Origin of the sequence: Sandarakinorhabdus cyanobacteriorum (assembly GCF_002251755.1) — a bacterium.
Classification (GTDB): Bacteria; Pseudomonadota; Alphaproteobacteria; order Sphingomonadales; family Sphingomonadaceae; genus Sandarakinorhabdus; species Sandarakinorhabdus cyanobacteriorum.
Genome location: NZ_NOXT01000129.1, coordinates 1 through 7,045, shown reverse-complemented (window position 1 = coordinate 7,045; position 7,045 = coordinate 1). Strand labels below are relative to the sequence as shown.

Annotated in this window: 6 protein-coding genes; 4 read left to right on the top strand and 2 right to left on the bottom strand. The window is 60.2% G+C overall.

Annotated features, from left to right (window positions below; genetic code table 11):
* Together CHU93_RS16875 and CHU93_RS16870 are read right to left on the bottom strand one after the other, a co-directional pair.
* A partial coding sequence (locus tag CHU93_RS16875; RefSeq protein WP_165768794.1) for a PDDEXK-like family protein occupies nucleotides 1-655 on the bottom strand: 655 nt, incomplete at its 3' end.
* Between the two features lie 354 nt (nucleotides 656-1,009).
* On the bottom strand, nucleotides 1,010-2,125 hold the full coding sequence (locus CHU93_RS16870) for a DUF3800 domain-containing protein (RefSeq protein WP_094475309.1): 1,116 nt from the start codon (nucleotides 2,123-2,125) through the stop codon (nucleotides 1,010-1,012).
* A gap of 192 nt (nucleotides 2,126-2,317) precedes the next feature.
* Between CHU93_RS16870 and CHU93_RS16865 the strand changes: the two genes are divergently transcribed.
* Genes CHU93_RS16865 through CHU93_RS16850 form a run of 4 tightly spaced genes read left to right on the top strand, consistent with a single transcriptional unit; the run spans nucleotide 2,318 to nucleotide 6,804 of the window.
* Nucleotides 2,318-3,532, top strand: coding sequence for a nucleotidyltransferase domain-containing protein (locus CHU93_RS16865; RefSeq protein ID WP_094475308.1), 1,215 nt, complete (start codon nucleotides 2,318-2,320; stop codon nucleotides 3,530-3,532).
* Nucleotides 3,529-5,265, top strand: a complete 1,737-nt coding sequence (locus CHU93_RS16860) for a ThiF family adenylyltransferase (protein WP_094475307.1) — start codon at nucleotides 3,529-3,531, stop codon at nucleotides 5,263-5,265. The genes CHU93_RS16865 and CHU93_RS16860 overlap by 4 nt, the downstream gene beginning before the upstream one ends.
* Nucleotides 5,255-5,731: a Mov34/MPN/PAD-1 family protein gene (locus CHU93_RS16855; protein ID WP_094475306.1), complete on the top strand. Its 477-nt coding sequence runs from the start codon at nucleotides 5,255-5,257 to the stop codon at nucleotides 5,729-5,731. The genes CHU93_RS16860 and CHU93_RS16855 overlap by 11 nt, the downstream gene beginning before the upstream one ends.
* Nucleotides 5,728-6,804 carry an SAVED domain-containing protein gene (locus tag CHU93_RS16850; protein ID WP_094475305.1) on the top strand — a complete coding sequence of 359 codons (1,077 nt, stop codon included), beginning with the start codon at nucleotides 5,728-5,730 and terminating at the stop codon, nucleotides 6,802-6,804. The genes CHU93_RS16855 and CHU93_RS16850 overlap by 4 nt, the downstream gene beginning before the upstream one ends.
* Nucleotides 6,805-7,045: the final 241 nt, after the last annotated feature.

The following is a 7,045-nucleotide window of genomic DNA, read 5'->3' as shown; positions in this document are numbered from 1 at the left end:
CAACGCCCTGACAGGAAGGCTCATGAATAAGGCGGGCTAGCATTGCCGAAACGGAGGGCGCCGCACAGCGGGGCATGCACGCGTTCATCCAGTCGGCGATGGCGGCGTAGCCCTGAACGCGCAGCGTGCCGGATGCCACCGCCGCACCGAACTCGTCCTTGCCGACGCTCTTGTCCGACGGCGCGCGGCCCGAGCCCGAAAGGTAAACAAGGCAGTAAGCGTCGAGGCGACGCGACGACAAGTCGGCAAGATACCGGCGCACCTGTTCAGGCTGGTCGACTGCGGCGGGCTTGTTCTCAATCGCGAGCATCCGGCCTTTGAGTCTGACGAGGACGTCAAGGTATCCAACGCGCTTCGCCACTATTGTTGGCGCCTCGAGTATGACCTTCGCGCTGTCGAGGTCGCGACGCCACTCATCGTCAAGATCTAGCCAGCGCATAAACTCGTCGAGAAAAACGGCACCTTGCTCATGCGACCCCTGCGGGTTGAGTAGCCAGGCCAAGATTCGGGATAGGCCGCGTTCCTTGGTGTCTAGAAAGTCCAAAGGCGTGAAGTTGGGTGCGGTGTATCGAGCAACCTCGACGCGATTTCGTCGATTGCTCGCCTGGATCGCAAAAACGTCTTCCAAGAGTGCAGCAGGATCGATAGTTGACACTTTAGGTTTGTAGCCATGCACTGCAATATTCCTCTCCTTGCACATCTGGCGATTGCACTGCGCTAGGTGTCAAGTCCTCTAAATTCGAGTAAGGCTGAACCCCTGACAGGCTTTTCCATTTTCACACCGCGTGCGTTGATATGTGCTGCTCTGCGCAATCAGTTGTCCAGTGCTTTTCCGGAGCCGATGACCATCAATGGACGCGCATTGCTAGCCACTCGCCGGTCCGCAAGTCGATCCTGCAGCGCTCAAAAGCCGGTGGTTGAGCGGACACTTGGGAATGGCGGCTTTCGGTGAGCGGTCACGATAATGCGGACGTCGAACTACAGAACCTATCCGAGGTGTCCGAGTTGCTCACAACGGCCGCACTCCAAGCTTCACGACATCGTGGCTGGCCAGAACAAAATTGACGCCAAGCCCCTGCGCCGGGTCCGTGAAATCTATCAGCGCATCGAAGACGTCTTGTACTACCGGGTCGGGAGTGACCGCGCCATGGAGTACCGACTTTACATAGCGCATCAGGAAGCCAGCGATGATGTCGGCCGCTTGGATACCCGAAGTGTCGCCGGAACTGGCGAAGCGCAAGGTAGCCTGCTCGACGAAATGATAGTCGGCGAAACGCGCCGGCATCGCCGCCCCTTCGGCGGCAAGCCGCTCGGCGAGCGCCTTGGCATCGGCCAAAATTTCATCGAAATGCGCCTGCTCGTCATGCAAGATGATGACGTCCGCAAGTCGGCGTCGCCGATACCGATTGATCCGAGCATACACGTTGGTGAACGAAGTCAAATTTGGCAACATCCAAATCGACTGGCCTTTCTTCCCCAAATCGGGTGGCGGAAGGCAGCGGCGCTGGGCCGCTTCAGTTTCTGGGCCAGCGGTCATGAAATCGCTGAGACTATCACGAGCGAAGAAACGCATGGCTTCCGCCCGTTCGTCGCCAGCTTTCCGCTCATCGAGCCAATCGAGCAGCGTGTCGAATGCGCGGACGATGTTCGCTGCCGAGGGCGTATCGCACGCAGCCACATAAGCAGCGATCACGCTCGGCGAAGCCAGTGCGTGCAAATACTCGGCAAGCTCGTTCCGGAACCATTGTGCCTCGGGTGTGACGTCGCACGCGCCAACTGCGGGTAGCACGAGATTGTTGATCATGTTGGCGGTGATCATGAATCTTTTGTCGATCACCTCCAAGAGAAGCGGCAGATTGCGCAGCCGCAGGAATGCAAGCAGGTCACCAACCAGCGCCGGCTTGTTCTTGAGCGCCGAGGATTTCAGCTCTGCCGCTTGGACGCGGTGATGGTGGCGTAAGTGCTCCAGCTCCCGGGCAAGAGCATCGGGATCGTCTGTGCCGATGCTGGCCAAAACAAAGATTTCCTGGCCGCCGAAGTCCATATCTCGACCCGACCGCGTGAGATCGCCACTGTTACCGCTCTCGTCGAGATAGAAGGTTGACGCCTGGGTGGAGGGGCTCATGCCCCATAATCATCGGTTAACCAGACCAGATCAACAGCGCAGGCTTCAGGCCGCAGCCTGTGACCCGCCCGATCGTATGTCTCGCACACCTTTCTCAACAAACCTTGAACGTCGATGCAGCGTAACTACATTGTCGTCCCACGGGAGTAGTAGCGGGCGAATAGCCCGGGGATGTTATTTGGGGTTTATTTCATGGCGACCACAGCCACCTCGATTGCCAAGACCTATCTCGATGCGCTCGCTGAAGAGCTCGAAATCAGCGACACGCGCTATGAGCAGGCAGAGGAGAGCTATCAGTCGCTCGGACGATGGTTCAATCGTTCTGCCTCGATGCTGCGTGACTATGATCCCGCCGTGTATGTCCAAGGCTCCTTCGGTCTCGGAACGGTGATCAAGCCGCTGCATGCCGACGAGGAGTATGATATTGATGCCGTTTGTGAACTGAAAGCGCTCAGCAAGCCGCAACTCTCGCAGGAGACGCTCAAGGCACTAGTCGGCATGGAAATGGAGGGTTATCGTCGCTCTCAGGCGATGGCTAAGCCGCTCCGCGAGGGACGCCGGTGTTGGACCCTCAATTATGCTGATGGCGCGCAGTTTCATATGGACTTGGTGCCCGCACTGCCCAATGCGCAGGACGTTCGCGTCCTGCTCGATAGCAAGGGTCTCGACGCCAGCCGGGCGGCAACCGCGATCGCGATCACCGATAACGAGCGGCTGGATTATCAGCAGATCACCCACGATTGGCCACGCTCGAACCCCAAGGGCTATCTCGATTGGTTCAAGGGCCGCATGCGCGTGGTGCTCGAGAAGCGTCGTCGCGCCATGGCCGATGCTGTCAAGGCCAGCGTCGAGGCGATCCCGGACTATAAGGTGCGCACGCCGCTGCAATCCTCGATCATGATCCTGAAGCGGCACCGCGATATCATGTATGCAAAGGATGAGCTCAACTGCAGTCCGATCTCGATCATCATCACCACGCTCGCGGCGCATGCCTATCAGGGCGAAGAAGAGATCGCCGACGCGTTGTTATCGATTCTGAGCGGAATGGAAGCCTATATCGCGCGTGACACGCGCGGTCGTGCAGTGATCGCCAATCCGAGTGACCCGCTCGAGAATTTTGCCGACAAATGGGCCGAATTCCCCGAGCGTGAACGGGCTTTCTATGCGTGGCTGCGCCAGGCGCAGCGGGACTTCGCCCATGCAGCGAGCCTTGCCGATAGACACTCAATCACTGACTCACTGTCGCCGCAGCTCGGGCACGAGCTGGCCAAGCGCGCAGCTGATCGGAGCGCCAGCAAGCCCGCTGGGCTGCTCCGCGGAGCAACGGCGGCCGCCGCCGGTGCGCTGTCGACCCCAAGCTTTAGCAACACCGCGCGCACGCCGACGAAACCGCAAGGCTTTGCGTGATCTGGTGGACCGACCTGCCGTCCCGTGCACGCACCGAACGGCAAGCGATCGCCGAACTCGCTGAAGAGGCGGACTGGCTTCAGTCGGTCAAATGGCGCCTGACCGAAGATCTGCGGTTCGTCGCAGACTTCGACATCGTCCATCTTGGCGCCAGCTACCCGCTTTGCCTGACATACCCTCACTTTTTCCCGGCGGTGCCGCCGCAGGTCACGCCGCGCGACGGCACAAGGATCTCAGGTCACCAATACGGCGCGGGCGGTGAGCTCTGTCTCGAATATCGCCCCGACAATTGGGAACCGCAATTCACCGGCGCGATGATGATCGGGAGTGCTTATCGGTTGTTGTCAAGCGAAAGTCCGGCTGCAGGTGAAGTCGCCGATGTCGCCAACGCCCATCGCCAGACTATTGCGCAGGAGGTACGCAATACCAAGCTGCGCCTGATCCTCGACGCGGCTTTGCTGGACATCCTTATCGAGCAGCCACTCTTCCTGCCTCAGCCCTTCACGCTCGATGAACACTGGTTCGCGCAACATTGGCTTGCGCATCCACGCCGGCTTGGACCGCCTGACGCGCCGCCCTTGTGGGCCGCCGCGTCGCAGCTTGCCGACCCGCGCACGCGCGAGGGATTTGCCATCCGGCTCCCCGACAAAGTCGATGTGCCGTTCGAAGGCAACTATGCCTTTCTGAACACCTTTTTGACCGCACTGAACTTCGCCCCGGCGCTTGAGCGACTGAAAGTCTCCGACGCCGAGATGCCACTTCTGCTTGTCCACCGCGGAACAGCGCGGCTCTATTCGCTCGCGCAGGGCACCGGAAAACGCGATGTCTACGTGTACCGCACCATCGTCGCGCCGGTGAACGAGCAACGCCTGTCTGCCGAGCACGGTGGGCTTTCGGAGCGATCGGTCGCGATCGTCGGTTGCGGCTCCGTTGGGTCGAAGGTCGCGGCAACCCTTGCTCGTGCAGGCGTCGGCACGCTGGTGCTGGTCGATGGCGATCTGCTGCTACCGGGCAATCTGGTGCGAAACGAGCTCGATTGGCGCGCAGTCGGTCTCAATAAACCTGACGCACTGGCGGCGCGGCTCCGTGACATCAATCCGTCGACCAAGACGATCGTCAGACGATTGCTGCTCGGCGGACAGGAGAGTTCTGCATCGACTGACTCGGCACTGCAGAGGATAAGCCAGTGCGATCTGATCATCGACGCGACGGCAGACGCGCAAACTTTCAACCTTTGCGGCGCGGTGGCATCTGCCGAACGGAAGCCGCTTATTTGGGCTGAGGTATTTGCCGGCGGTATTGGCGGCATGATCGCGCGCTCGCGCCCGGATCTCGATCCTCCGCCGCACGCCGCGCGGCGACAGATACTGCGTTGGTGTGAAGACAATGGCATTCCCTGGTCCGGTGGCGATGGCGAGCAATACAGCCTGCAGATCGATGCCGAAAATCCACCGCTTATCGCCGACGACGCGGATGTCTCAGTCATCGCAGCTCATGCCGGACGCTTAGCGATCGATCTGCTCAAAGGTGGCGCGACCACTTTTCCGAATTCGGCCTATGCAATCGGGATGGCGCGTAAGTGGATCTTCGCAGCAGCATTCGACACTTATCCGATCGACCTTGTGCCCGAGGGGCAATGGGGTCCGGACGCCGATGAGAATGCGCGAGATGAGTTGGGCGGTCTGCTGCGCGAGTTTTTCCCCAAGGCCGAGGAGGCCGAGGATGAAGGTTGAGTTCACGCAGCCGCTCCGCGCACGCATGCGCCAGGCGCTGGCCAAGGCGCGACGGCGCGAGATCGGCGGTGTCCTCATGGCCGAACAGGTGGAGGCCGGCTATTTCAGGCTCGCCGACTTTACGATCGATGAAGTGACGGGCGGCGCCGCTCATTTCGTGCGATCGGTTGAACATCACCGCCACGCGCTTGACCGCTTCTACGAGGAAACCGCGTCGGATTTCGCGCGGTTCAACTATCTCGGCGAATGGCATTCGCACCCAAACCATTTACCCATTCCGAGCGCCACCGACCTCGCATCGATGCAAGATCTTGTCGAGGGGGAGCCCGATATCCCCTTCGCCATGCTGCTGATCGTGCGCACGGCTTGGTGGCGGCGGCTGTTATTGTCGGCGACGCTGTTCCAGCGCGGCGCGCCGCCAGAGCCGATCGAGATCATCGACAGCGCACAGGGGAACCAGACGTGAAAAAGCATTTCGACTATTTCATTCGCTCCTGGATCGATTTCATCTTCCTGCGCCCGCTGCCGGGCATGCGGCTCATCAAATGGGGCGTGACGCTGATCCTCTCGACCTTTGTCGGGTTCGCGCTGACGGTTGGCATCCCGACCGAGAACGGCCGGATCGATGTGTCCTTCGATTCCGGTGCCGGCATACCGGCCTTTGTTTTGGCGCTCGTCCTCACTTTCGCCTCCCTAATGATCATCGGTGGAGCACTATGGCTGTTTGTCGATCTGCGACGCGAGAGCCGCAAGCAAGTGCTGGCGATAGAGCTGCGAGGGCTACGGGACATCAGTGGACAACCGCTTATCTCCGCGCTCCCGACGGGGATTATGGACCGGCGTGTCTCACTCCTACTCGATATCCGGCAGGGTGCGGACGGCGTTTTGCTTTCGCCCGAGCAGGCGTTGGCCAAGCTCGAGAGCCTACCGCACATGATCCATCAGTACTCTACAGGCCGGGAGCGTCGCGACCTCACGATCTTTGCCGGCGGCATAGCCGCGGTGCCGTTCGCCTTTCTGATGGGGGTTCTTCTAGATGATGAGGGCCGTGTGACGCTGCTGGACTGGGATCGGGCCCAAGAGTGCTGGCGCGGTCTCGACGAACCAGATGACGGCGAGCGATTGGTGCTGAGCGGGCTCGAGACGGTCGGTGATGCCAGCGAAGTTGTGGTCGCGGTCTCGGTGTCTTACCCGGAAGATCGGGCTGCTATCGCACATCGCTTCTCAGGCCTGCCGGTCATTCGGCTAGGGCTACTTGCTCCAACAATCGATCATCATTGGTCAGCGGCGAAACAGGCGGCATGGGCGCAGCAATTCTTCGACTTGGCGCGCCAGCTTTGTGCGACCAATGTCCGGCAAGTTCACCTTGTGCTTGTTGCGCCGACCAGCGTGGTGATCAGCTTCGGCCGCAGCTACGACAAGCGCAATCTGCCGGCACTCGCTGTCTATCAATATGAGAATGGATCGCCAGCGACCTACCCATGGGGTATCAAGATGCCAGTCGCGAACGCGCCAGGCGCAACGCTTGTTCGCTCATGAATTTGAAACCTTCGGCTCATCGAGTGCCACAAGGGCGAAACAGGAAGATGGTGTAGAGTAGCGAATTGGACGTCCGCTTTCGGGCAGAGTCGAGGGGCCCTTGGACGNTTGGGCCGGTAGCCGACGGCCAGTTTTGGTAGACTCACATTAGAAGCGGACAGTCATGGATCGATAGAGCAGCTGCCGCATAATCAGTGGGTGTTAGCCCGCCTTATTCATGAGCCTTCCTGTCAGGGCGTTG